The organism is Symmachiella macrocystis (assembly GCF_007860075.1).
Lineage (GTDB): Bacteria > Planctomycetota > Planctomycetia > Planctomycetales > Planctomycetaceae > Symmachiella > Symmachiella macrocystis.
This window is the reverse complement of the sequence record NZ_SJPP01000001.1, coordinates 2,464,595-2,487,394: the sequence shown is the minus strand read 5'-3', so window position 1 is coordinate 2,487,394 and position 22,800 is coordinate 2,464,595. Positions and strand designations below refer to the sequence as shown.

16 protein-coding genes and 6 tRNA genes are annotated in these 22,800 nt (G+C 55.6%); 11 read left to right on the top strand and 11 right to left on the bottom strand.

From position 1 onward, the window contains the following. The first annotated feature begins 77 nt into the window (after positions 1 to 77). Complete coding sequence (locus CA54_RS29220; protein ID WP_197532333.1) at positions 78 to 242, top strand: hypothetical protein; 165 nt, start codon at positions 78 to 80, stop codon at positions 240 to 242. A 3-nt stretch (positions 243 to 245) separates the two neighbouring features. After that, positions 246 to 674 (top strand): hypothetical protein, encoded by a 429-nt coding sequence (locus CA54_RS09605; protein ID WP_146370561.1) that lies wholly within the window; start codon positions 246 to 248, stop codon positions 672 to 674. 108 nt (positions 675 to 782) lie between these two features. Here CA54_RS09605 and CA54_RS09600 read toward each other — a convergent pair whose 3' ends face one another. Next, the gene (locus tag CA54_RS09600) at positions 783 to 2,573 is read right to left on the bottom strand and encodes a glycosyltransferase family 39 protein (protein ID WP_146370560.1); all 1,791 of its coding nucleotides are present in this window, start codon (positions 2,571 to 2,573) and stop codon (positions 783 to 785) included. A gap of 601 nt (positions 2,574 to 3,174) precedes the next feature. On the opposite strand from CA54_RS09600, the gene CA54_RS09595 reads away from it, so the two are divergent. From CA54_RS09595 to CA54_RS09575, 5 genes are all read left to right on the top strand, one after another. Next, entirely contained in the window at positions 3,175 to 4,134 is a 960-nt protein-coding gene (locus CA54_RS09595) for a hypothetical protein (protein ID WP_146370559.1), read from the top strand. A 273-nt stretch (positions 4,135 to 4,407) separates the two neighbouring features. Beyond that, positions 4,408 to 5,067 (top strand): TIGR00266 family protein, encoded by a 660-nt coding sequence (locus CA54_RS09590; protein ID WP_197532332.1) that lies wholly within the window; start codon positions 4,408 to 4,410, stop codon positions 5,065 to 5,067. A gap of 51 nt (positions 5,068 to 5,118) precedes the next feature. After that, positions 5,119 to 5,808: a TIGR00266 family protein gene (locus tag CA54_RS09585; RefSeq protein ID WP_146370557.1), complete on the top strand. Its 690-nt coding sequence runs from the start codon at positions 5,119 to 5,121 to the stop codon at positions 5,806 to 5,808. Between the two features lie 5 nt (positions 5,809 to 5,813). Beyond that, positions 5,814 to 6,485 carry a TIGR00266 family protein gene (locus tag CA54_RS09580; protein ID WP_146370556.1) on the top strand — a complete coding sequence of 224 codons (672 nt, stop codon included), beginning with the start codon at positions 5,814 to 5,816 and terminating at the stop codon, positions 6,483 to 6,485. Between the two features lie 341 nt (positions 6,486 to 6,826). Continuing rightward, entirely contained in the window at positions 6,827 to 8,476 is a 1,650-nt protein-coding gene (locus tag CA54_RS09575) for an FHA domain-containing protein (protein WP_146370555.1), read from the top strand. A gap of 88 nt (positions 8,477 to 8,564) precedes the next feature. Here the strand turns inward: CA54_RS09575 and CA54_RS09570 are convergent, their stop codons facing one another. After that, positions 8,565 to 9,443: a hypothetical protein gene (locus tag CA54_RS09570; protein WP_146370554.1), complete on the bottom strand. Its 879-nt coding sequence runs from the start codon at positions 9,441 to 9,443 to the stop codon at positions 8,565 to 8,567. Positions 9,444 to 9,994: 551 nt separating this feature from the next. Between CA54_RS09570 and CA54_RS09565 the strand changes: the two genes are divergently transcribed. Both CA54_RS09565 and CA54_RS09560 read left to right on the top strand, forming a co-directional pair. Further along, positions 9,995 to 10,071: transfer RNA gene (locus CA54_RS09565), tRNA-Asn, on the top strand. 506 nt (positions 10,072 to 10,577) lie between these two features. Further along, positions 10,578 to 11,684, top strand: coding sequence for a slipin family protein (locus tag CA54_RS09560; RefSeq protein WP_146370553.1), 1,107 nt, complete (start codon positions 10,578 to 10,580; stop codon positions 11,682 to 11,684). A gap of 98 nt (positions 11,685 to 11,782) precedes the next feature. Here the strand turns inward: CA54_RS09560 and CA54_RS29215 are convergent. From CA54_RS29215 to CA54_RS09530, 8 genes are all read right to left on the bottom strand, one after another. Beyond that, a tRNA-Ser gene (locus CA54_RS29215) sits at positions 11,783 to 11,868 on the bottom strand. Between the two features lie 175 nt (positions 11,869 to 12,043). Beyond that, a tRNA-Gly gene (locus tag CA54_RS09555) sits at positions 12,044 to 12,115 on the bottom strand. Between the two features lie 33 nt (positions 12,116 to 12,148). Then, positions 12,149 to 12,233: transfer RNA gene (locus tag CA54_RS29210), tRNA-Ser, on the bottom strand. An 85-nt stretch (positions 12,234 to 12,318) separates the two neighbouring features. Beyond that, positions 12,319 to 12,390, bottom strand: a tRNA-Ile gene (locus CA54_RS09550). Positions 12,391 to 12,421: 31 nt separating this feature from the next. Further along, a tRNA-Ile gene (locus tag CA54_RS09545) sits at positions 12,422 to 12,494 on the bottom strand. Positions 12,495 to 12,638: 144 nt separating this feature from the next. Next, the gene (locus CA54_RS09540; protein WP_146370552.1) at positions 12,639 to 13,814 is read right to left on the bottom strand and encodes an esterase-like activity of phytase family protein; all 1,176 of its coding nucleotides are present in this window, start codon (positions 13,812 to 13,814) and stop codon (positions 12,639 to 12,641) included. A 105-nt stretch (positions 13,815 to 13,919) separates the two neighbouring features. Further along, a complete protein-coding gene (locus CA54_RS09535; protein WP_146372345.1) occupies positions 13,920 to 14,909 on the bottom strand; it encodes a DUF1559 domain-containing protein in 990 nt (329 codons plus the stop codon). 85 nt (positions 14,910 to 14,994) lie between these two features. Next, a complete protein-coding gene (locus tag CA54_RS09530) occupies positions 14,995 to 15,438 on the bottom strand; it encodes a hypothetical protein (RefSeq protein WP_146370551.1) in 444 nt (147 codons plus the stop codon). 346 nt (positions 15,439 to 15,784) lie between these two features. On the opposite strand from CA54_RS09530, the gene CA54_RS09525 reads away from it, so the two are divergent. Together CA54_RS09525 and CA54_RS09520 are read left to right on the top strand one after the other, a co-directional pair. After that, positions 15,785 to 16,813, top strand: a complete 1,029-nt coding sequence (locus CA54_RS09525) for a mandelate racemase/muconate lactonizing enzyme family protein (protein WP_146370550.1) — start codon at positions 15,785 to 15,787, stop codon at positions 16,811 to 16,813. A gap of 183 nt (positions 16,814 to 16,996) precedes the next feature. Further along, on the top strand, positions 16,997 to 19,450 hold the full coding sequence (locus CA54_RS09520) for a PAS domain S-box protein (RefSeq protein WP_146370549.1): 2,454 nt from the start codon (positions 16,997 to 16,999) through the stop codon (positions 19,448 to 19,450). 23 nt (positions 19,451 to 19,473) lie between these two features. Here the strand turns inward: CA54_RS09520 and CA54_RS09515 are convergent, their stop codons facing one another. Continuing rightward, positions 19,474 to 22,623 carry a tetratricopeptide repeat protein gene (locus CA54_RS09515; RefSeq protein WP_146370548.1) on the bottom strand — a complete coding sequence of 1,050 codons (3,150 nt, stop codon included), beginning with the start codon at positions 22,621 to 22,623 and terminating at the stop codon, positions 19,474 to 19,476. Positions 22,624 to 22,800 lie beyond the last annotated feature (177 nt).

Here is a 22,800-nt window from a genome sequence, read left to right as displayed (position 1 = left end):
ATTGGTCCCGCTGGACTATCGAATCAGAATTCGTATCCATCGATGTTGAAATCAACGAGAACCGCCCAGTTCCCAACATGGCAGAGGATGCTCAATTCTTGCTGCGTCCGTTTCTAGTGTCAGCCGGGGAAAATCCTGGAGCATTGGAGGGGGAATTTGAGCAGGTGATTAGGAAACTGGTGCTTGAATTGCGTAAACAGGGTTTGCAAGTGGACCTGATTGCGGATTTTGAAGTTGAATAAATAATGGACCTGATCGCAATGTCGATGACACGCTTGACGGCGGACAACACTTCAGAGTTTTTGAAACGTTTCAATACGTTCTACGATGGAATCGTCCGCTCGCTTCAATTGGATTTCGCGAATGACCCTGCTGGCGTGATGACGGTCAAGATTGAAGTGCGCGATAATCAGCGTGACTTCAATGATGGGTGGGTAAGTGTCGTATCTCTTCAAATCAAGAAAATCAAGGAATCCTGCATTCGGTCGCCCGGGGAATCTTATTTATCGCTGGATGACGGTTTGCACTTGAGTTGGCATGACGAGGTTGCATGGATCGAAGTCGGGTGGCTCGTCGATCCTCCGCAGAACCTTGAGGAGTTGCGAACCTCTTATGTCTACGCAGTCGCATCGCACATTTGGTGGCGCGCTGAGCCGCATAATATTCGTCAATAACGGTGGCCAAATGTAAAATCGAACTCACCTCGACGTCTGCGCGTACGTACAGACGGTGTTCATCTGTCGCCGCGAATCAACGTCGACCAACTGTCACTGTACGTGATGTTACGAACCACCAACTTTCAACACCACGACGGCCTCTTCGCGTCTCCATAGCCAACTGCGAAAGGGGTAGCGTTTGATGATTGCGGCGTCTTGATTGGGTTGGGAGTTTTCATGCGGCTCAAAGGCAACGATGTATGCGGGGTCCGCTAACCAATAGAATGGGGCCGGCGGTTCATTTGGTTCGGGTACGGAAACGTCAAAGGTCCGCACTTTGGTATCCCATTTCGCACGCAGTTGTTCGTCGCGATGAAACAACAGCCAGCCCGTGACTTCGAAACCGCCATCGATCGTTTCGGGCGAGACCCCCTGCTCTTCAATGAGCGCGGTGACTGCTTGCCAGCGGGCTCGATTCCAGGCCAAGTAGTCATGCGTTCCCGCAACGGACAGCACACCGTATACGCCCAAAAAGATCGCCGCCAGCGAATACCGCAGTACGCTTGGCGAACGCGCTGGCTTCAACACCAACTGGGCCGACACGCTGAGAAGCAAGATCACCAACGGCATGAGTACCAAAACGTACCGGTCGAAAATGGCGATTACCGAGGTCGGGCCGGTGAGGATTCCCGCAGCGAGCAGTGAAAACAGGGCTATGCGGATGAGGTCGTCATTTCGCGGCAGGCGACGACGGACGATTTCGAGGATGGTGATCGACAACAGCAGCACCACAAGAATCGCCCCGACTCCGGCAGCAACGGTGAGCGCGTCCCAGAACCAGGTCGGTGTCAGAGATTCGGTCACCAAGAGTCGTTCGTCGGCATTGCGCATGGTGAGCGGACCCAGGCCGGCGTGATTCATCGTGTTGCCAAAAAACGGCATTTGTCGGCCCCGATAAAAAAAGAGGGCCACGTAAGCGATGAGTGCAGACGAGGCAGCGCCAGCGACCACAATCTGTGTGCGAAATGCCAAACATTGGCGCCACGCTCGTGATGCCAAGACCGACAAGAACGGCAACGAAAACAGTCCAACATACAGCGACATCAGGACCGTCATGATCACAGAGCGCAAAACGAACCGGCCCAGTCCATCATGCGCGAGCCGTGTTGCGATCATGTCTTGTTTTGTGCCTTGGATCGCAGAACCGACACCGAAATACTGAATGCAAGTCGTGTATCCGACGAAAACGGCAATGGAGATCATAGCCGGCAACGCGGCGCGTGCTGTCGATTTGAAGGAGAACTTGTTGGTCAACAGGACCGTGAGTAGATAGGCAAGCGGCAAGGCGATTCCAAGTTGACGCACCAGGGTCGCTGCGCAACTAAGCAATGTGGCAATGAGCAGTGCCCTGCCGGAATCGAATTTCAAGGCTCTCACAAAAAACAAAGTCGACCAAATACTCAGCGCGAGAAACGGAACGTCCGTCATGAACGTGAAGGCATGCAGAAAGTAAAGCGGATTGACCAACAGCGTGAGGCTTCCGACAAACGCGATCCCTCGGCTGACGCCACTTTGTCGCAACAGTGCGAACAGACCCAACACACCTGCCAGACCCGCGACGAGCGTCGAGATGCGGAGGGCTGTGAATGAAAAACCAAATGGCACGCAATACAGTGCGCCATACAATATTTGCGCAAACAATGTGGGAGCGCCCCAGTCGTCGATGCGGAGTCGGTGCATTTCTAACAGCGTTTGAACCGCGCGGCTATAAGACCAATCGTCGTTTAAGGGAAAGTTCCCGACAGGCTGCACCAAGATGGCAAGCAGGCCCCAGATTGCCGTCAATGCCAAGACCATCAAGCAGGAAGCCCGCGAATCACTGAAGCAATTCCGAACCTGTTTCAGAAGACGTGTCATGCGGGACCAATAGTAAATGGTTGTTTTCTGAGGGCATTTCTAAGCAGCAGCCTGGGATGATTCTCCGCCGTGTCCGACACATTGCTTCCCATGAGGATCGAAGCCCTCTTCGATAAAATTGTGCAGGTCATCGTTCGGTCCCGAACTCGAAAGTGAGAATTAGGAAGTGTCGTCCGGAAATGAATTCGTCCGCAGCAATAGGTCGGGCGACGCCTGTTCAATGGTATCATAAAGGCACGCCTGACATGAGGCCAGCGGGCGATTGGCAAGGATGTGAACCTTCCGCTGGAATTCCCGTTGTCAGTTGTAGATATTGAGACTTCTCACCCAGATGTGCCCGAATCCCCGTGGTGCGGGTTAAATCAAGGAGGTCAGCATCATGGTGACGGAAGGTCATGCAAAAACTTCGCCCAACAAAAACCAACACCTGCATTTCGCGATCGCCGATCAACTCGTAAAATCGTGACCACGGCGCACCACGCGTGCCTACTAATTTCAGAACCAGTTTCAAAACCCGGTCGCGCTTGTTCCGGCAACTTGCCTCTTAGTGCCAGCGAGATGCGCCGGAGGGTTTTGAAACGAACTTCAGTGAGTAAACATCATGGAAACCACCACCCTCTGCGAACGCTGTGAAACTCCGCTCGAATCGGGTGATTTGCGGTGTTCGATTTGTGGGCAGGCGGCGCCGCTGCGTGAGGAGTTGCGGCGTGATGTGGCGGTGCAGATTCTCCGCTGTACCGGTTGCGGGGCAGCAGTGGCCTATGATCCAGCGCATCAAGCACCCGCTTGCAGTTTCTGTGGCGCGGTGATGCAGGTGGAAACGCAGGAGGATCCGCTGGAACAAAGTCAGGGCTATCTCCCTTTTACTGTCGATCAGGATCAAGCGCGAAAATCCTTGCGGCACTGGTTGGGGACGCTGGGATGGTTTCGTCCCGACTCGCTGAAATCAGCGGCCAAAATTGAAGAATTGACTCCCATCTGGTGGGTCGGTTGGGTGTTCGATGCTGAGGCCCATGTCTGTTGGGCGGGTGACTCCAATGTCGATGCGGGCCGATCTGCCTGGGCGCCGCACGCTGGAGAGACGGCGATGAATTTCGACGACATCCTCGTCTCCGCCTCGCGGGGCCTGACCAAACAAGAGGTCGACGTCGTCGCACCAGGCTGCGACCTCAGCTCCGTCGTCGATCAGCCGCAAGGCCCCGCTGGGGCGACGATCGAACAATTCGATCTGCAGCGTTCCCAAGCGCGGCAGCAAATCGTCTACACCATCCGCCAACTTGCCGATTCCCGTGCTGCCAACGAGCACATTCCCGGCACCAACAGCCGCAATGTGAAAGCATCGGTGATTTTGCGCAAACTGGTCACGCGGCGGTATTCCTTTCCCGCCTACGTCCTGGCGTATCGCTACCAGGATCGCTTATACCGCGTCGTGATCTGCGGGCAGGATGCACGGCGGCTAACCGGTTCCGCTCCCTACTCGATCCCCAAGATCCTCCTCGCCGCCGCCGCTGCCGCAGCGGCGCTGTTGGTCGTGGCGGGAATTGTATTGAGCGCCCAATGAACGGGTCCGTTTGCCCCTGCCTTTCCACGACGGTTAATCGCGTGATGCGGGATGTCTACGCTGTCTGCTAGGAAATGTCTCGCAATCACTGCTACGCGCCGGACCATCGAGTTACCAACTCGGGGGCGGTTTTTTTCGTCGACGGCACGAAAATCTTGCAAAAATCTTGATCCGGTGCTCGGTTTTGTTACGTTATGCAACTTGCCACCACACGGGTTACCGCGACAGGGGCAACGGCAGCGTTTGACACCATATGATTGTGCATGGAGTGCTATGAAATTTGATATCAGCGGCAATCCGGACTATGGGGATCTGACCGTCGCTATGGAGCCGGGGGATTCGATCTGGGCTGAGAGCGGTGGGATGAACCGCATGAGTTCTCACCTTGCCATGAAAACGCACATGGTGGGAGGCTTGGCGCAATCGGTCGTTCGCAAGTTTCTTGGCGGCGAGTCGTTGTTTGTTGCGGAGTACACCGCCTCGCAGTTGGGATTCATCGGGATTTCACCCGCCACACCCGGTAGTGTATTGCACCGGGAAATGACCGGCGACAGTTTCATGCTCACCGCCGGCGCTTTTTTGGCCTGCACGCCCGGGATGGACTTAAGTCCGCGCTTCGGTGGGATGCGGTCGTTTTTCTCCGGTGAAGGGGTGGTGTTGATCGAAGTCACCGGGATGGGCGATCTGTTTTACAACGCGTTCGGTGGCGTTGTGGAACGGGAAATCGACGGCGAACTGATCGTCGACACCGGACACGTCGTCGCCTGGGAACCGACGTTGGATTATACCATTTCCGGTATGGGCGGCATCAAACAAACCCTGTTTTCCGGTGAAGGCCTGGTGATGAAATTTACCGGCCGCGGCCGCTTGTATCTGCAAACTCGGCATCTCGGCGGACTTGCCGGTTGGCTGTCTCCCTACTGCGTGGGATAGCCCTGCTGTAGAAATTCTTCGCTCGTTACGACGCCCAGATGGGAAACCAGAATGAATATAGAAATCCTCGGCGAAGGTGCTTTTGGCTCGGCGCTGGTGCAATTGAGCCCCGGTGAAAAGTTTGCTTCCGAATCGGGTGCGCTGTACCGCGCCTCGCCGAATGTCGATATCGACGTCACAACCCGCAGCCGCTCAAAGGGGGGCTTTTTAGCCGGCGTCAAACGCTTGTTGGCGGGAGAGAATTTCTTCCTCTCGACCTACTCCACCACCGACGGACAAAGCGGCGAGGTTGGCCTGGCTCCCACGCATCAAGGCGAGGTGCGGGTCATTGAAGCCGACGGACATACAGCGTGGATGTGTACCGGCGGCAGTTATCTGGGATCCAGCACCGGGATTGAACTCGATACGCAATTCCAGGGACTGAAAGGTTTCATTGGCGGCGAAGCTCCTTGGTTTATCAAAGCTTCAGGAAGCGGTTCGTTGTTGGTGACCGCCTTTGGCCGCATTACGGAAATGACCGTCAACGAGCCACTGACCGTCGACACGGGGCATGTGGTGGCATTTGAGGAGACGCTGCAATATACGATCACCAAAGTCGGCGGCTCGTGGATGCAGTCGTGGTTGGCGGGTGAAGGATTCGTGATGAACTTCACCGGTCAAGGCCGCATTTTGACCCAAACGCACAACCCCACGGAATTCGGCCGGCGCCTCGGTCCGAGACTCCCCGCCCGACAAGGATAAACACAATGGACTATCATATCGAGTGCAACCCGACCTACAGCGCCGTGGAAATTGCTCTGCAAGCTGGCGAAAGTATTGTCAGCGAAGCGGGTGCCATGGCTTGGATGACGAGCAACATGCAGACCAAGACCTCCACGCGGGGTGGCGTGATGGCGGGACTGAAACGCGCGCTGCTCACCAAGGAGAGCTTTTTCCAAAACACCTACACTCCGCAAGGGGATTCCGGGTCGGTCACGTTCGCGCCCGGCTCAGCGGGCGACATCGTCGCGCTGGAATTGGACAACGAGGAGTTGTTCTTGGAAAAAGGAGCCTACCTGGCATCGGGCGAAGGTGTGAATTGCAATTCCAAATGGGACGGCCTCAAAGGCATCTTTAACCAAGGAATGTTCGTGCTCCGCGTCACCGGGACCGGTCCGTTGTTTTTCCACAGCTACGGCCGCATCGAACCGATTGATGTTGATGGCGAATATGTCACGGACAACGGATATGCCGTGGCCTGGGATCCGTCGCTCAGCTACACATTGACCCGCGCCAAAAAAATCCGCTCATTCCTGTTTGCCGATCAACTGCTGTTGAAGTTTTCCGGCCGCGGCCGCGTGTGGGTCCAATCCCGCAGTGCTCGGGTCCTGGCCAACTGGGCTCACCCCTTCCGCCCTGTTCAACGGGACAACGATTGACCGCAGCAGCCCGATTCCGAACAACAAAACGGGCGCAAACCTCCCAGTTTACGGAAAAACTGCCGTATTTCGCCGAAGTGCCCGGCACAAGAGGGCGGTAAAAATCCCGCATCCCGGCCGACCTCGCCGATGTCTGGTATTTCCCCTCGAATGCCTAGTTTCGGCGGCGCATTTTCTTGACAACCCTCCCGCTGCCGGTGTTCAATGGATCAAGAAACCTGTGTGCGCCCGAATTGCGCAGCTGCTGACATTTTGTACAGTGTCGCTGCAGCAGTCAGGTCCGTTTACGTGGAGAGGATGAAGTCTTGGCCAGCACGCGCAACGCAAATCGCAGACGCCGGATGCTTCTGCTTGCGCCGACTTCTGACGAGGAAGAGGCACGGCTGAGCGACGAAATACCGGTCGACAGCGCTGCCAATAAAGCGGTCCACAAGTTTCGTGTTGCCTGCCAAGCGGCGGCGCCCATTCGCCTGCGCGTGACCGGTCCCGGTTTGAATGAGCCGCTCGAATTCTCCTATGCCTCACCGTTTGTCATCATCGGCCGCAGCCGCCGCGCCGATTTGCGTCTCCAGCATCCTGACGTCAGCCTGCGGCATACGTATTTGCAGATGGTGCGAGGGCGGATGTATTGTGTGGATTTGGAAAGCCGGACCGGCATTTCGCACCAATCGGACCGCCGTCGCGGAGAATTGATCGACGAGGGGGAAGCGATCCACATCGGACCGTATCATGTCCATGTGATCAATTGGAGTTCGTGGGACGAGATCGAAGCTTTCGACGCCGCGGCCGACGAATCCCATAGGGATGAGTCGCACGAGGATGAATCCCACAATGATGAATCATCCACCGATAACGAATCCACCGACACCTTTATCCGCGCGAATGTAGAAATCCTCAACGGCAAAAAAAACGGCAGACGGTTTCATGCCGTCGAAGAAGAAATCACGTTGGTTGGCAATGCGCCGGGATCCCATTTGCGACTCAAGGACTCGAGCATGTCCAAGACGCATTGTGCGCTCGTGCGGACAGCTGAGGCACTGTGGTGTGTCGACCTGTTGGGTCGCGGCGGCACACGACTGAACGGCGCGGAAATACGGATTGGTCGACTGTACGACGGAGATCTGATACATGTCGGCAGGGCCAAACTGAAGATACACTACAGCAATATGGAAAACCAACCACCCATCGAACCTTCCGAACCACCGCGCGCTGCAGCGGAGACATCCAATGAATCGCAGCCTGCCGACGAGGGGACGATGCCGGCGCCGGCTGCGAGCAGCCCACAGGTCGCTGATATGGCGGGAGAGCTGAGTCAGCTCATCGCCCAAAATCTTGCCAATATTACGCCCCCTTCGGGTGCACAGCCTCCCATTCCATTTTCGCCGCCGGTACCTGCCGTGGCGCCGAATCCGCAACTCCCGGCCGCTCAAAGCGAAGGCGAACGGAACGTTTCAGAAGCCTTTGTGCTGTCGTTGGTCAACCAGTTCGGCCAAATGCAACAACAGATGTTTCAGCAGTCCCAGCAGTCGATGATGATGCTGGTCAACATGTTTAGCAGTTTGCATCAGAATCATATGGAATTGATTCGGGACGATCTGAATCGAATTCACCAGATTACCGATGAGTTGAAGGCGGTCCAATCGCAAATGGCGGACGGACAAACCTCGGCGACGAGCGTCACCTACACCCGCGATTCGCAACCGGCAGGCGACTCGCAAGAACATGTGCAAGATGCCGAAATCTCCGAATCGCGTCCAGCAACGCCGGAACCGCGAACGGCTCCGCCACCCTCCTCTTCGGAATCACCTCAGCCCGGCCCCGGCGAACCGCCGCCAACCGTCCCGGCGGACGCAGCCGACCGCCCCCGTTCGGATCGTTCAGGAGTTCGCGCACACACGCTGCTGAGCGAACGGCTTGCGGAATTGGAGAGCGAACGTAACAGCCGCTGGCAGAAGATCATGAAGACGATCACCGGCATGGGCGGTGCCTGAACATTGAGCCGCCCTTTTTACAAAGGGTGCCACTAGCGGCTCGTCCGCCAGTGCATCAACGTTTAGGGACGAATAGCACCCGGCGTGATCACTTCAGCGTGCCTTGATAACACTCGCCGAGGTGAATCATCAATTCCAAGGCCAGCAGATCCGCACGAGCCATGACGTGTCGCGTGCTGCGACTACCGAGACCGCGGACCAACTCTTCCACACGTTCGAGATGCAATTCCAGCGCCTGCCGTGGGCTCAATCCAGCGACGGCCAGCAACTCCGCCAATTTGGCGATCTCTGCTCCCAGTCCGCCGCACCCCATGATGACGTAGGTCCGCAACAGTTCTTGATAATAGTCATTCAATTCCGCAGGCAATTGGTCCACCGCGGCGGAGCAATTGCTAAGTCGTACGATGTCGGCCAAGTCACGGATGATTTGTCGCTGTTCGTTCAGCAGATGTCCCGCTTCGTTGCGTTCCCGTGTGAGTCGACGGCGTTCAGACATCGCCATGCGGTGATTTTCCCGCATCACATCGACTCGCCGCACGGCGCGTTTGAGCGTGGGCACGACCGCCATCGATTCCAAACCGTTGGGGGTGAGCAACAATTCGACTTGGAGCCGGCAAACTTCGGTCCACGTCGCATCGTCGGCGGTCGCCGCGACCACCACAACTGGATCATCACAACCGCTGGCGCGCACCGCGCGCACCAAATGCAATGAACTGGTCCCCTGCTCTTCGGGGCTATCCAGAAACATGTGATTGATGAGCAGGCAGTCGAAGCTTTCCTTGCGCAACAGCGCCAATGCTTCACTGGCTGTAGAAACCCATTTAAAAATCGGTTCCATGCAGCCTTCAGCATCAAGCTGTAGCGTCAAGCTGACCCAAGAGGGTTCCAGCGCACCGATGCACAACAACCGCAGTCGTGGCGGCAGGCTGGTCTCGATTTGATCGTGAACCCGTATGCTTGTTTCCAAGCGAAACCCCTTCCCTGGCCGATCCGAGGAACGTCGAAGCGCCGTTAAAAAATGGCACTTTTTGTTGTTCCTTCGTTTCCTCAAAAATCCGCACGGCGGACGTCGCGAATCGCGGAGTTATAAGGGCAGTTCTGGGATGCTGTCAAGATGCGTCAGTGAGTGTGGATCGTTTTGAGATAGGAATGTAAAGAATCCAGTGCGGTAGGTTTTGCTGCATTTTATGCGAACCTGCGGCAAGTTCGTCGCGTCTCTGTGCATACGGATCAACCATCTTAAAAGCGTACGAGGCATGAATTCATGTACGGTTGCATAGAACAATATTTTGCTGAACCGAGATTCAGACAAAACATAAATTTTCGAAACGTCATACGTTGTTGATGTCGATGGGATTGAATCAATCTCTCCGGCCCGGCAGCACTGATGTTGTCGGGCTTTTTTTGTTTCTCAAGGCATTCCTTGGTGTCGCCGGAGTCCAGCGGCGCGCTCGACCCCGGGTGAACCGGTCGGCCGTGCGTGTTCCGAACATGGGATCTGAAACCGACGGCAGTCAAGATTTGGTAGCTCAATTGGTGAGAGCATCAGGCTATTAACCTGAAGGTAGTGGGTTCGAACCCCACCCAAGCCTCCAGTGGTTTTAAAAAACCACACGACCGACGCGCGAGCGTCACCCAATTTGTCCGCGGGAGGTGGACGAACGTTTGATCCGCCGCCGCGCGGTTTGTCTTCAGCCGCAACGGATGATTCAATTTCCTGGCACTTCGTGCTGGGGGAACCGGTTCTTCGTTGTCGGTTTGAGACCACCGCCGGCGGCAGCACGCGGGCGCGCTCTGCAGTGCGCGGATACCGCCCTCGCGCGGCTGCGGCAGAGGAGAGTGAACAGGGTGAAATCCGAGTCTCGGCTTCGGCCGATCGGCAATTTCACTCTCGCAATTTTCCAGACGCCGCAGCTGCGCGTTTGCTCAAGCCGCACTCCGTGCAGCCACGTGTGATCTTCGCTCGCTCCACCTGCCAACGACGTTTATTAGTAGGCAGTAGGCAGAAGGCAGAAGGCAGAAGGCAGAAAATATTGCTGACGGGTTTGCTGTCAATGCTCATCTATAAATTCCATTCGACGTCCAAGCAGGAGGTCACGCGATGTTTGTTATGAAGTCCTTTAAGATTCGACGGCACGAAGTCGGTCTGTATTTTCGGGACGGCGAATTTGTTGGCTTGCTCGATGCCGGGCGTCATTGGTTCATTGACCCGCTCCGGAAGGTGCGTGTTGAGGTGCATTCGCTGCGCGCGCCATGCTTGTTTCACGACCAATTGGACGTGATCGTCAAGTCGGATGTGCTTGCAGATCGTGCGACGGTGTTAGACCTCAAGGACGACCAGCGCGCGTTGGTGTGGATTGACGGCCGTTTTGCTGACCTACTCGCACCAGGCCTCCACGCGTATTGGAACACGGTTCGCGATGTGCGTGTCGAAGTGATCGATGTTCGACAACCGCGGTTCATCCATGCGGAATTGCCGATCATCGCCGCGATGCCTGTTGCGCGGAAGTTGCTCGACATCTGCACGGTCAACCGAGACCGTGTCGGCGTTCTATACATGGACGGTCGTTTCGTCGAAACGTTGCAACCGGGCATTTACGCATTCTGGAAGAACGGCATTGATGTGCGGATTGTCGAGGTCGACTTGCGAGAGTCAATGGTCGACGTCAGCGGTCAGGAAATTATGACGGCTGACAAGGTGACGTTGCGGCTGAACGCCGTCGTCAACTACCGCATCGTCGATGCGCATCGTGCGCTGAGCAGTGCAGAAGACGTACAGCAAGCGCTGTACCGCGAAGTGCAATTGGCGCTACGAGGCGTGCTGGGTACGCGCGAGTTGGATGCGTTTCTGTCGGACAAGGATGCAGTGGCCGAGGAAATCGAGGCGCTCGTGCGGCGACGTGCCGGTGCGTTGGGTCTAGAACTGCTCTCGGCCGGTATCCGCGACGTGATTTTGCCGGGCGACATGAAGGACTTGATGAACAAGGTTACGGAAGCCAAGAAGGCGGCCGAAGCCAACCTCATCTCCCGCCGTGAGGAGACGGCGGCTATGCGCAGCCAAGCCAACACGGCCAAGTTGCTGGAGAGCAACGCTGTGTTGATGCGGTTGCGTGAATTGGAAGTCCTGGAGAAGGTCGCTACGGCAGGCCACTTGAACGTCATTCTCGGAGAGAAGGGATTGACGGACCGCGTGGCGAACTTGCTGTAACGCGAAAACCCCTCGGCGTGAATCCTCATGCCGGGGGGATTTTTGCGCGCATTGAATGGTTCCAGAAGCAACAACAGCTGGGCATCGAAGGCGAGAAGCGGAAGTCGTGGGACTTGAACCCACAAGTCGCTTGCAGCGACCACCTGTTTTCAAGACAGGCTCCTCATCCAGCCGGATGACTTCCGTTTTGCAAGGTTAGCGAGATGTCGCCATCAGTGAATTCAAATCACCACGAAGCCACGCAGGACGCAGAGGATTTGTGGATGCCAATTCCAATCCGATGGCCGGTCGGCGCACAGAATGATCTGGGCCGGATGCACACCGCGCACTGAAACGAACAATTCGGGCGCAAGGAAAAGAGTGCCCCGCGGGAGTCGAACCCGCCTGACCGGGGTGGAGGCCCGGTACCTTTGCCGCTCGGCCAGAGGCACATGTCGAAGTTGTGAATAAATAAGTGAAATGAGCGGAAGGAGAGGGAGTCGAACCCTCAAGGCCGTCAAGCTCGTCCCGGTTCGAGCGGGGTGCCATCGCCAATTGGCTTGCCCTTCCAAAAACAACACTGAGTTCAGCGCAGCGACCAACGGGAGCGAATTCGCCCATCGAGCGGAAGCTCGCACCCAGCGGCTATGCCGCATCGGCCCGGACGGAGTTGAACCGACGTCGTGCCCTTATAAGGAGCCTGCTCTGACCCTTGAGCTACGAGCCGCGCTGCGCATGTTGGAGCGCACCGATACGAGTTGCCCGAGAAGGAGTCGAACCTTCGTTTCCGCCTTATCAGAGCGGCGTCCTGTACCGTTGAACGACCGGGCAAACTATCGTCGCCTGGGCGGTTAGACGCACCACGCCGGGAAATGGTTCGCGTCTTTTTCGGAGTAATGAGCTCATTGAAGTGCTCATCTGCTTCGAGTACCTGGTGCGATTTTCGCTGTGCAGTCGGCCTTTATACTGCCGGACTTAGTACTCGAACACCCAAAACAACGTCGGTACGTCCGCCTGGAAATCATTGTCTGAAGCAATGACCAGTGTCTGTCGACAGTCGGCTAAGTGGGGGCCGTGGCTTAAGCCTTCGATTTTTTTGGGCATCGAAGAACCTGTTAGGCCGAATTGCGGGACGAGGAGATCGATGAAGACCGTTTTGGCTGCCGGTGTGATGGTGCTGGGCAGGTCGTTCTTGGGGAGGGCTTTGCTGCCGTCGATGGCGGTTGCGTTTGACAGATCGATTTGCATGATCCGTTTGAACTTCGCCGCGTCGCCGGTCTCTCCATCTCTTTCGATGACCAGGAACTGATGATCATTGAGAGCCAAGATTTCATTCAGGCCATAGTCCACGTCGTCGAGTTGGTAGACGTATTCCCAGGTCTCGCCGGTGTGGGTATCCAGTTTCACGATGCGGCAATTCCGCCCGAACGGTTTTCCTTTTTTAGTGCGGGCCGCGTCTTGCAGGAGCGGGCCTTGGAAAATCCCGTAGGCAAATTGGCCGTCCAGCGTGAGGGCTAATCCTTCCAGTCCGCGATTGGAGGACCGACCGGAGCGGTTGAGTTTGTTTTCAGCCGATTTGGAGTCACCCGGATGCAGCGCCGAGAAGTAGGCCGGTAGTGGATAGCGGCGTTGTTCTTTGCCGGACAAGGAGAATTCGATGACGTGCGGACCGTATTCATCGGAGATCAATAGAGTGTTGTTTTTGGTGAGTCGAATGCCTTCCGGATCGAATCGACCGCCCAGTTCGTCAGTGGGAGCATAGATCGTGGCGTTGCCGGTAAAAGGCCGCCCCAAGGCATCGGATAGTAACGTCGTCGATACGATGGATATTTTCGCTGGTTGTGCGCCGCTCTCGTCGAAATCGATGTTCAACTCATGGAACCGACATTGATATCCGGTGGCACCATCGTCGGGACCGCGATCAGCCAGCACAAAAAAGCGGTTTTTGTCACCTGTATATTCCAGTGCGGAGATGCCGCCGAATCGGTGATGCGGCGTGCCGTTGACGAGTGTTTCGGATTGACCGGAATGGTCGATCGCAGTGCCGGCAAGACGGCCGCGGCCGATCAGTTTCACGTCCGCCGATGCCGGTTGGCACACAGCGAATCCGCAGAGACAAATGACAAACCACCCAGCGAAATTGAGACGCATGAAAACTCCACAGTCGACAGCAAGGGAAAGGGTTAAGTCCAGTGCGACGGCAGCCCGCCCCAGTGAAGGGGCGAGCTGCTATTGTTCGCGCAACAACATTCGAGATTAGAATTCGCCGGAAATTTCTCCACCGGCACGCGTACAAGCCCCGACAAACACGGCTGCATCGACGCTTTCGCTGATGAACCGAACCGAGCCATCCGCCAGTCCGAAATTCGCGCCACCCGTATGAAAGCTAAAGGCTTCGCTGACGTTGATAGCGTTGATCATCTTGGGGCCGTATTTATCCAGACCGTCAGCTGTTGCCCCATTGATGCTGAATCCATCATCGGGGTCCGCCCAGCCAGTGCCGTCGGCGGCGACAAATCGCCCACCCAAATCGACGACTTTGTCGTCCGAATAGGCTGCAAAATCATCAGCCGTCATCTTGCCACCCGCAATATAAACATCGGGTTGACCGGCCGCTTCACCGACCATGATGGTGTTTGACGTACCGTCGATCACGTTGCGGATGGGATTTGACGGCCCTTTGGCCAAGACGCCCGCACGGGCATTGCTACCCGGGTCCGGGATGCCCAGGACATCGGTGTAAACTTTTTTCTTGATTTCGTTGATCGAACCGAAGTCGCCCGCAGCGGCACCGACGACCCAGTGGGGATCGATGCGACTATCGGTCGGCGTCGAGGGGCAAGTCATAATCGACAGCTGCGTGCCAATCGTGTCGCGGTTTGCCAATGCACTCCAGGCAACATTGTTATCGAATTCGTTCCCGAGATTTCCTTGATCGACGTAGGGAAGAATCATCGTCGTCCATGAACCGTAAGCACTATCATTGCTGGCATTGTCTTCGATGGCGACATCGGGATAGATACGGCTGGGCGGGAAGGCTCCGTGCGCACTCTCGTAGTTGTGCAGTGCCAACACCAATTGTTTCAACGCATTTTTGCATTGGGTCCGACGAGCGGCTTCGCGTGCTTGCTGCACGGCTGGTAACAGTAGCGAAATCAGAATGGCGATAATCGCAATCACCACTAACAATTCAATGAGCGTAAATCCGCGTCGCGAGCGTTTCGGTGACGGTTGAACGTCATTCATTTCAGTAATCCTTTGGGTTTGAGGGGGGAGTCATTTACCACTTAACAACAGGAAATAAGTCTTTGTTGGCGACTTCGCCACAAATTCATTTCAGCGTGATTTCGTCTAACTCGTTGACGCCTTCTTTGACCGTAATGGAAATCCCCGACGTCTCAGGACGGGTCAACCTCTGCAGCATTTGCTCAGGAAGAAGGTCTTGCTCGTCCTCGTCCAGTCCCTCTAGCGGGCCGAGCCAAGAAAACGAGACGTTGTATTTACCTGGCGGGGCGCCATCGCCTTTGCGGTATGTCGTAAATTCGAAGGCACCATCCTGACCAACGATCGCACGCGGCGAGTAAAACGGTTTGCCATCGGCCTGAGGGATCACGGGATGCAGGACCAAAGTCGCGTCCGGAATTTGCTGGCCGCTAAACGTAACGACGCCCGAAACTGGATAGACCTCAAGCTCACCTTCCATCCAGTCGCTCTTGCCGCAACCGACAACAGACAAAGCGGCACAAACGATCACGCCCAGAAATCCAACTGACATTCCGTTTTCTAAACGTGGCAAACATCGCAGTCGCATCGAGGTCCTCATTTTGCAACATGTCACAGAACGGTTAAGATTCACAATTCGATGAACATGTTTGTACTGCGAAGTGTGAAGAAAAGATGAACAAGCGGTGCGGTTCGTATGAAGATACGAACTGGTTGAAAACGTTTTTTGCTTGGGGCAATTTGATTCACAAAGACCCGTTGCCAAAGAAGGTCGACTTCAATTCGCCGACTTGTCATCAGTGTGATTGCGACTGTTAGACTCTGCTGATTCGATTGCTCCTTCTGACCTCAGGACGTTGCTAGCGTTCGTTTTTCGTGACTCGGTTTGTGAACAACCCATGAAAATCACCGAAATCCGTGCCTGCCAACCAGCAACTCCCGGTTCGCCCCCTGATTGGCGGACCAGCCTGGGTCAAATCTTGGTGGCGGTTGAAACCGATGCGGGATTGATTGGATATGGCGTTGGTGGCGGGGGGGCTGCGGGGATCCATGTCGTGCGGACCGTCCTGCGCGATTTGTTATTGGGCCGCGATCCGTCCGCTGTGGAGCAAATCTGGGAAGAGATGTATCGGACCACGTTGCCGTTTGGGCGCAAGGGGATTGCGCTGATGGCGCTCAGCGGGGTCGATTTGGCGTTGTGGGATTTACGAGGCAAAGCGGCGAATGAACCGGTCGCGCGACTGTTGGGTGGCGAAGTGGGCCAACCGATTCCGACTTATGCCACGGTCTGGGGATCGATCGAACCGGCGATTACAGCCGGGCATCGCGCGATCAAATTGCACCTGGAGAAGTACGACCCGCGCACGAATCTCGAGGCCCTTGTCGATTGCGTCGCCAACGCCCGTCGGCGGATGGGCGACGAAGGGATGTTAATGGTCGACGCGTTTATGAAATGGGATATCGACACCACACTCGCTGTTGCAGCACGGCTTGTCGAACACAATGTTGCCTGGCTGGAAGAACCGTTACTGCCCGACGACCTAAAAGGTTATGCAGACTTGGTCAACCGCTGCCCGATCCCCATTGCCGGAGGCGAGCATGAGTTCACGGCGGCTGCCTTTGAGGAGATTATCCTGCAACGCTTACACGCGGTTCTCCAGCCTGATGTCTGTTGGTGTGGCGGGCTGACCGAGTTGATCAAAATTTACCGCATGGCTGCGGCGGCGGGCCTGCGTGTCTGTCCGCATCGTGGAGCGGAAATCTGGTCGTTGCACGCCATCGCCGCCTTGGACCCGCAACCTTTGGCTGAATCGGGCCGAAGTTGGATGTCTTGGGTCGGCGGTCAGCCACCGATTGTTGACGGATGGATCCAACTGGGCGAGGCCCCGGGTTTGGGGGTCATTGTGGACGAAGAGACCTGCAATTAAGGGTTTCTCTGGGGGTAACTTTGCCATTTCGTCCTTGCAGGGAGACTGGAGAGCGACGAAAATGGATGGGCGTTCTCAACCTGGGTGTGTTTGTTTAAAAGGTCGTAAGCGGGCTTCACCACTCCGACGTGATCCGATGCGAAATCTAAAACTCAGGCCGAATGTTCCATAGGCGGGCTACTCGTGGGAATTCTTAATTTTGCTTCTTTGGTGCTGCTGACAATCGCTGGGATTCAAACAGCCTGGGCGTGGCGAAATCTGCGTGATTGGCGATTGGCGTTTGCTTGTTTGACCCTCCTCCTGGCTGGGATCCCGGGGATTTTCGAATTTCTATTTGATGTGAACAAGAAACCACTGCGCGCGGACTTTTCATTTGACGAAGTCCAACTCTTTACGGTTGGAGTGTTAGCGGTCTTGGCGGCATCGTTTATTAAGCAAATCATCCATTCGCAACAAATGGCAGCCGTGGCACAGAGCGTTTCAGAGTTTCAACTCGCCTCGATAGTAGAAAACGTGCCTGATGCCATTCTGACCGTCGACCGTGACGCGAAGGTGTTGTATCTCAACCATTCGGACTCCCTCTACAAGGTCGAAGAGATCGTCGGTCAAAGCGCTTTGAGAATGCTCCCCGAAGATGCGCATAGCAACATGCGAGCTGCGCTGGCGGAAGTAGTGGAAGATGGTCGTTCGGTGGAATTAGACGTACCGATGATCGACCGCGATGGCAGCAACCGGTGGTACACATGTCGCATCTTCCCTGCTGGAAGCGGAAGCCCGCCTGAGACGGCGACGGTGATCGCCACCAATATCACGCAGCGCAAACAAGCCGAAGACGAATTGCGAAGGTCGCGCGACGAGCTGGAACAGCGTGTTGTGGAACGAACACGGGAACTTGCGCTAGCCAATCAAGAACTCCGTTCCGAAATCATTGAGCACAAGCAGACGGAGCGGCAACTCTTTTCTCGGATTGAATTCGAACGCATCATATCAGGATTATCATCGCGGTTTATCGATTTGGATCCCGGCCAAATCGACCCGGCCATCGACGATGCCTTGAAAAAACTGGGAGAAGTCTCGGGAACCGATCACTGTTCGATCTGTCACTTAAACGACTCGCCACCAACGGCATCGATGACGCACGAATGGTGCCGTGACGGCGTTGCCCCGGTCTCTGATCTTATCCAAGATTTGCCCATGGAGAAGCATCCTTGGTTGTGGCAAAAAATTCGCGAACTGGTCCCGGTGCACATCTCCAACCTCGACGAACTCCCCCCCGAAGCGAAAACGCTCAAAGCGGCTTTAGAATCTCGAAAAATGCAATCCTTCGTGGTCGTGCCGTTGACCTCGGGCCACGTGCTGTGGGGATTTGTAAGCTTCGCCGTCATAGGGCGGCAGGTTTCGTGGCATGATGATATGGTGGCGCTGTTGAAGATCGTCGGGGATATTTTCCTGTCGGCGCTGGAGCGGCAACGGGCCAGCGAGGCGCTGCTTGCGACTGAAGCGCGGATACATCGGCTGTTTCAAAGCAACATTATCGGTTCGACGTTCACCGACGTCGACGGTATTTTGTACGACGCGAATGACGCTTTTTTGAATATGACCGGTTACTCACGCGAGGATCTTCCCTTGCGCTGGCGGGATTTGACTCCCCCGGAATGGTCGCACCTCGATGAACAGGCGTTGCGGAGCATCAGAACTGAAGGGTTTGCACCACCGCGTGAAAAAGAATATTTCCACCGGGATGGACACCGCGTGCCAATTTTGATGGGGACGGCCCTACTCGATAAACACTCCGGCGAATGCATCGGCTTCGTGATCGACCTCACCGAACGGAAACAGGCGGCCGAACGAATTCGCGAACTGACCAGTCGGTTGGAGGGAGCCTCGCGGTTGAGTGTAATGGGAGAAATGACCGCAGGCTTGGCGCACGAACTGCACCAACCGCTGGCTGTGATCGCCAACTATGCCAACGGCTGTATCCGCCGCCTCAGCAAGGAGACTCTCGACTGCCCAAAACTGATCGAGTCGATGCAAGAGGTCGTCGCACAAAGCATTCGCGCCGGGGAAATCCTCCGCCGCACACGCGACTTTTTGCACCAGCGGGAGATCCAATGGGAATCTGTCGACATGAATTTCGTGATTCGCGATGCAGTGCATTTGGCGGAATTGGATTCGCGACAAAAGGATGTTGAAATCAGATTGCACCTGGGGCAAAACCTACCCGACATTTTCGGCGATGCTGTGCAACTCACCCAAGCTTTATTGAACCTGTTGCTCAACGGGATTCAAGCAGCTGCCGATAATCCATCCGGTCCGAAGATGATCAACGTGGAATCTAGCATCCATCAGGATGGCTCTGTGCAAATCACCATTGCAGACACAGGGCTGGGCATACCCGCGGAACTTCGCGACTCCATTTTCGACCAATTCTTTACAACCAAATCCGACGGCTTGGGAATGGGGCTGGCGATTTGTAAATCGACGATCGAAAACCACGGCGGTAAAATCTGGATGAGACCAGGTGCCTTCGAGGGAACGGAATTTTCGCTTGTCCTACCGAAGGCTCGTCTCGAGCCGCGACCGCCTGTCACACTAGCCAAACTAACCGAACAGGCGGCGGCATCTGCGCCCCGCTGAGCCGTGCTTACCTATCATGCGAGTTACTTGTCAGCTGCTTCCGGCTCTTTCTCATCAGCGAAGAGCACCGGGACCCGGTTGATGGGTCGCACGGGATCAATGAACGTGCGGGTGATTTGCGCCAAGTAAAACGCGACCAGCTGACGCGACGACATATCAGGCGATTGGTTGAGCGTTTCTTGAAATTGTTTGCCCGCTGCTTCGCACTGTCCCGACTCCAACAATGCGAACGCCTTATTGAGACCAAACGCGTTGAGTTGGGGCATTTGAGTGAAGAGGTATTGATACGAGCTACTGATCAAGGACATCGGCCAAGGAACTTGAGCCTCGGGGATGAGCCGGGGCGGGAGGGCTCCGAGCACTCCGCGGAAATTGTCCGTGTCGATCTGCTGACTCTCGGCCGTCCAGAGTTCATTCGCCTTGTCGTATTCCGCGTTTGCCAAATACGCGGCCGCCACCAGTGATCGCCAGCCGGGTATCTGATTGGGTGATGCGTTGAGCTGATATTCCAGTTCAACCGCCGTCTCGTAGGCATCTTCGATGCGTCCCACCTCGAGTAGCAGTGTCAGAAAATACATTTTCGCTTCCGGATGGCTAGCCACAAATTCCGGAGCCTTTTCGAGTTGCTGTAGTGCCGCTGCCGGACATCTGAAACTTTGTGCGGCGATTTTTGCCAAACGCAACGGATCGGCTTTGGCATCGGTCGCTTGTTTGAGGGCGGCATCAAGTTGTTCAATATGTTGCGTCATCTGTGTGCGAAGTTCATCGATTTGCTTCAACTGCTGCGTTTCCGCCTCAGTTTTGGTGGGTTTTTCACTAAGAATTTTGTCCAGTGCGTCCAACTCGCGCAACGCCAAATCGACGCGTGCAAAGCCGGGCGAGTTATAAAACTCAAACAACCGCGAATGGGCTGTCGCATTGGTGGGATCGGCGGCGAGCGCCATGTTGTAGGCCATCAAGGCTTGGAAAAATCGCATACCCTGCCCGTGCCATTGTTGCATGCCGAGGATATTGCCCTGATTCCACGAGGCCAAAAACCGATAGGCATTTCCCAATTCGACATACCCGTCCGCCGAGGAGGGATCTACGTCGAGTCCTTGCAGCGCCTGACGAACCGCTAGCCAGGCGATTGCCGGATAGACCGCTTGATCAGCCAACGGCATCTGTGCCGCGACTGCCGAGACATCCTCCAGGATAACGTTCAAATGCCGGGCGAGTAGAATCTGTTCGGGAATATGCAGCTTGGTTTTCCAAACTTTTTGTTCATAGACATTGGGAAGAGCAGGCCAGGCGGAGCGCGACTCGACAGCATCGGTGTCTTCGCGGAAGGCTCGGGTGACGAAATCATACCCGTGGTCTTTGATAAAATTCATCAACTCGGGGTCCTGGGGATCCACGCGATGAACAACCGCTGCGGTTCCACTCAGGCTCGTCAATTGCCAATCTTGCGTCGAAAAGATAAAGGCGCGAAGCATCGGATAATCAGGAAACGGCGCCATGGTCAGTCGCGGCATGGCGTGTGTAATCTGATACTTATCAAAAACCGGCTTCCAATCCGTGGGGGTGACATCCAAGGTCTTGGCCTGTTCGGGAGACACCGCCAAGTGCTGGATCCGCAAGGAATTTCCGGTTCGTTTATGCAACGTCAGCAGATCTTGGTCACCATCTCCCAGATACAACCGCAACCGCATGTCCGTAAACGGTTTTTGGCCGGACCAGATTAGCATGTCACCTTGACGAGCGTTCGCGTTGAATGCGCGATCCGAGAACGTTTCTTTGCATTGTTTTTCTAAAGCATTGAGCGACTGTTTGAACGATTCATCAAAACCGAGACCGGTAGTGCCTCCGCCGGGAGGTCTGAGCCAACCAGTCCCCGCCATGAAGGCGAGTGCAGCAAACGCTAAAACGGTCACGGCGCGCCCACCGCGGGAAAATATCAATTCGCCAGGTTTGACCGAATACGATTGCGAGAAATTGGCCTGATACCAACTCTGACCATTAATGGCCAGTAGGATGGCAAACACCAATGCCGCTGCAGGCAATTGCTCGACACTGGCAACGCCAAAGGCTGCAAAGGCAAAAAAGATCAGCACGTGCCCCACTTCCAAACGGCGAAAATTCAAGTACATCACCAAAATTGCCGCGATTCCTAATGCCACAGCGGCGATACCGGAATGGCCCAGATTATTCCAGACACCTTCGTCGAGCAGCGTGTAAAACCGAACCGTCGACGGGTTCGGAGTGGATCCAGACAGAAATTCGCGAAACGCCGGATACTCCGTGCCATACAATTCCAACGGCCGCAGGTAGGTATGCCAGCCGAAGGGGTTGAGCAGCACGGCGAACAGGCTGCCTGCCACGGCCAATTGAAACGGCCTGCGCTGTGAGTCCGTCAAGGAGGGTCGGCCCCAGAGTACACCCATAAAATCGCCTACGCCATATAAAACTAAGGCGGTCAATCCCAGAAACATCCGCGGATCTAAATTGGCCCAGAGAAAAAACAGCGGAATCAGCGCGTAAATTCGCCGCGGCGATCCGCCTGATTTCCAAGAGCTGATCACCCAGAACATCGACGCCAGTCCCAGCAATGTGATCAACATGGGTTGCGCCGTCAGTGAATTATGACAAGCCAGCAACGCCACAGCCGCGCAGATGCTCACGCCCCACGTCGAGGTTTTGCCTAATCCCAAGTTCACGACAAACCAAAACGTCACCGCTGCCAGCAGGGCTTTGAACAAGGTTAGGCCAATAGCGCCTCCGACCGCATAGACTCCTGAGAGCACCAAGTCGAACAGCCACGACAAATTGACCCAAGGACGATCGGAAATCGTATAGGAAAAAACGTCATTTGCGGGTGGCCAGATGCCGTGGGTCGCTAGGTACTCTCCGGTTTTGACGTGCACCAATGTCGGTGATTCGGCAATGAAGGTGCAGCCCATCAAAAATGCCAGCAGCACGACAGCCCAACGGAGCATGAAGTCGCCCCGAGCCGCTTCGTCTTGCACGAGCTCGGGCGTTAACGGCTCGTACTCGGGCATCCCCTCCGGGTCACTCGGTACCGGATCGCCGGAATCCTGATCACTGGGAACCGGGTCGCTGGGTACCGAGTCGCTGGGATCCAGGGATGCTTCCTGAGGATTTTCGCTATCTGCATCATCAGACGCGTTATTCATTGGCTCATTGGGAGGTGACACCGGCCGGCCCTGTCATTATGAGAAGAGAAAAACCATCAACAATGACGGCATCATTCGCATTTCTGCGGGAATACCGCCCCATCTCACATCCAGCCTCGCGCAATGTTGGCCGATTGTTCCGCCTTTTCTACGCGAAATGCCCTGCATTCGTTGGAT

Bases quoted from the DNA above. Each gene is read 5' to 3' on its own strand.
- CA54_RS29220 (WP_197532333.1), top strand. From the start codon at position 78: ATGGCAGAGGATGCTCAATTCTTGCTGCGTCCGTTTCTAGTGTCAGCC.
- CA54_RS09605 (WP_146370561.1), top strand. From the start codon at position 246: ATGGACCTGATCGCAATGTCGATGACACGCTTGACGGCGGACAACACT.
- CA54_RS09600 (WP_146370560.1), bottom strand. From the start codon at position 2,573: ATGACACGTCTTCTGAAACAGGTTCGGAATTGCTTCAGTGATTCGCGG.
- CA54_RS09595 (WP_146370559.1), top strand. From the start codon at position 3,175: ATGGAAACCACCACCCTCTGCGAACGCTGTGAAACTCCGCTCGAATCG.
- CA54_RS09590 (WP_197532332.1), top strand. From the start codon at position 4,408: ATGAAATTTGATATCAGCGGCAATCCGGACTATGGGGATCTGACCGTC.
- CA54_RS09585 (WP_146370557.1), top strand. From the start codon at position 5,119: ATGAATATAGAAATCCTCGGCGAAGGTGCTTTTGGCTCGGCGCTGGTG.
- CA54_RS09580 (WP_146370556.1), top strand. From the start codon at position 5,814: ATGGACTATCATATCGAGTGCAACCCGACCTACAGCGCCGTGGAAATT.
- CA54_RS09575 (WP_146370555.1), top strand. From the start codon at position 6,827: ATGCTTCTGCTTGCGCCGACTTCTGACGAGGAAGAGGCACGGCTGAGC.
- CA54_RS09560 (WP_146370553.1), top strand. From the start codon at position 10,578: ATGTTTGTTATGAAGTCCTTTAAGATTCGACGGCACGAAGTCGGTCTG.
- CA54_RS09540 (WP_146370552.1), bottom strand. From the start codon at position 13,814: ATGCGTCTCAATTTCGCTGGGTGGTTTGTCATTTGTCTCTGCGGATTC.
- CA54_RS09535 (WP_146372345.1), bottom strand. From the start codon at position 14,909: ATGAATGACGTTCAACCGTCACCGAAACGCTCGCGACGCGGATTTACG.
- CA54_RS09530 (WP_146370551.1), bottom strand. From the start codon at position 15,438: ATGTCAGTTGGATTTCTGGGCGTGATCGTTTGTGCCGCTTTGTCTGTT.
- CA54_RS09525 (WP_146370550.1), top strand. From the start codon at position 15,785: ATGAAAATCACCGAAATCCGTGCCTGCCAACCAGCAACTCCCGGTTCG.
- CA54_RS09515 (WP_146370548.1), bottom strand. From the start codon at position 22,623: ATGAATAACGCGTCTGATGATGCAGATAGCGAAAATCCTCAGGAAGCA.